The sequence below is a fragment of the Stenotrophomonas lactitubi genome (genome assembly GCF_002803515.1).
Classification (GTDB): Bacteria; Pseudomonadota; Gammaproteobacteria; order Xanthomonadales; family Xanthomonadaceae; genus Stenotrophomonas; species Stenotrophomonas lactitubi.
In genome coordinates this window covers 1-2,500 of record NZ_PHQX01000004.1, presented here as the reverse complement: position 1 = coordinate 2,500, position 2,500 = coordinate 1, and the positions used below count along the sequence as shown (strand labels likewise).

Below are 2,500 nucleotides of genomic sequence, written 5' to 3'. Positions count from 1 at the left end.
CTAGTCATGGCCAGGGTGAAGGTGCCGTAACAGGTACTGGAGGCCCGAACCCACGTCTGTTGCAAAAGACGGGGATGAGCTGTGATTAGGAGTGAAAAGCTAATCGAACCCGGAGATAGCTGGTTCTCCTCGAAAGCTATTTAGGTAGCGCCTCATATGTATCCTCTCGGGGGTAGAGCACTGTTATGGCTAGGGGGTCATCGCGACTTACCAAACCATTGCAAACTCCGAATACCGAGACGGACTGTATGGGAGACACACGGCGGGTGCTAACGTCCGTCGTGAAAAGGGAAACAACCCAGACCCACAGCTAAGGTCCCAAATTCACTGCTAAGTGGAAAACCATGTGGAAAGGCACAGACAGCCAGGAGGTTGGCTTAGAAGCAGCCACCCTTTAAAGAAAGCGTAATAGCTCACTGGTCGAGTCGGTCTGCGGGGAAGATTTAACGGGGCTAAGCAGTGAACCGAAGCTTGGGGTGTGCATATTTATATGTACGCGGTAGAGGAGCGTTCCGTAAGCCGTTGAAGGTGGATTGAGAAGTCTGCTGGAGGTATCGGAAGTGCGAATGCTGACATGAGTAACGATAATGCGGGTGAAAAACCCGCACGCCGAAAGCCCAAGGTTTCCTTGCGCAACGTTAATCGGCGCAGGGTGAGTCGGCCCCTAAGGCGAGGACGAAAGTCGTAGTCGATGGGAAGCAGGTTAATATTCCTGCACCTCGCGTAAGTGCGATGGAGGGACGGAGAAGGTTAGGCATACCGGGCGTTGGTTGTCCCGGGGAAAGGCGGTAGGTTTGGATCTTTGGCAAATCCGGGATCCTTTAAGACCGAGCACCGAGACGAGCCTTTATGGCGAAGTTGCTGATACCACGCTTCCAGGAAAAGCTCCTAAGCTTCAGCTTACGCAGACCGTACCGTAAACCGACACAGGTGGGTAGGATGAGAATTCTCAGGCGCTTGAGAGAACTCGGGTGAAGGAACTAGGCAACATGGCACCGTAACTTCGGGAGAAGGTGCACCCTTTTTGGTGGCTCATGCGAGCTATAGCTGAAGAGGGTCGCAGTAACCAGGCCGCTGCGACTGTTTATCAAAAACACAGCACTCTGCAAACACGAAAGTGGACGTATAGGGTGTGACGCCTGCCCGGTGCTGGAAGGTTAATTGATGGGGTCAGCCGCAAGGCGAAGCTCTTGATCGAAGCCCCAGTAAACGGCGGCCGTAACTATAACGGTCCTAAGGTAGCGAAATTCCTTGTCGGGTAAGTTCCGACCTGCACGAATGGCGTAACGACAGCGGCGCTGTCTCCACCCGAGACTCAGTGAAATTGAAATCGCTGTGAAGATGCAGCGTTCCCGTGGCAAGACGGAAAGACCCCGTGAACCTTTACTATAGCTTTACACTGAACGTTGAGTTCGTCTGTGTAGGATAGGTGGGAGGCTATGAAACTGTGGCGCTAGCTGCAGTGGAGCCATCCTTGAAATACCACCCTGTCGTGCTTGACGTTCTAACCTGGGTCCATTATCTGGATCGGGGACCGTGTATGGTGGGTAGTTTGACTGGGGCGGTCTCCTCCTAAAGAGTAACGGAGGAGCTCGAAGGTACGCTCAGCGCGGTCGGACATCGCGCACTGTGTGCAAAGGCATAAGCGTGCTTGACTGCAAGATCGACGGATCAAGCAGGTAGGAAACTAGGACTTAGTGATCCGGTGGTTCTGTATGGAAGGGCCATCGCTCAACGGATAAAAGGTACTCCGGGGATAACAGGCTGATACCGCCCAAGAGTTCATATCGACGGCGGTGTTTGGCACCTCGATGTCGGCTCATCACATCCTGGGGCTGTAGTCGGTCCCAAGGGTATGGCTGTTCGCCATTTAAAGTGGTACGCGAGCTGGGTTCAGAACGTCGTGAGACAGTTCGGTCCCTATCTGCCATGGGCGTTGGAGATTTGAGAGGGGCTGCTCCTAGTACGAGAGGACCGGAGTGGACGAACCTCTGGTGTTCCGGTTGTCACGCCAGTGGCATTGCCGGGTAGCTATGTTCGGAAGCGATAACCGCTGAAAGCATCTAAGCGGGAAGCGCGCCTCAAGATGAGATCTCCCGGGGCACAAGCCCCCTGAAGGAACCATGTAGACTACGTGGTTGATAGGTCAGGTGTGTAAGTACAGCAATGTATTGAGCTAACTGATACTAATGATCCGAGAGGCTTGACCATATAACCTCAAGTTGCCTTGGCCGACATGACATGTCGATAGATCCAAGTGCACGCTACGTCACAAGACCAAACGAGAGGCAGGCGCTCAGGCGCGTCTCTTTGCAACGCAGGCATCATCATGCCCGCTCCCTGCAAAGACACGACGTCCGAAGCGACACTCCAACCGCCTCCCTGGTGAAATTAGCGCTATGGAACCACCCGATCCCATCCCGAACTCGGAAGTGAAACGTAGCTGCGCCGATGGTAGTGTGGCCTAAGCCATGCGAGAGTAGGTCATCGCCAGGGTTTA

At 54.0% G+C, this 2,500-nt stretch carries 2 rRNA genes (1 of these 2 cut by a window edge); both read left to right on the top strand.

Annotation, left to right across the window (positions count from 1 at the left end):
* Positions 1 to 2,211, top strand: a 23S ribosomal RNA gene (locus CR156_RS22585); it begins 670 nt to the left of the window's first position.
* A 170-nt stretch (positions 2,212 to 2,381) separates the two neighbouring features.
* A 5S ribosomal RNA gene (gene rrf, locus CR156_RS22580) occupies positions 2,382 to 2,496 on the top strand.
* The last annotated feature ends 4 nt before the right edge of the window (positions 2,497 to 2,500 follow it).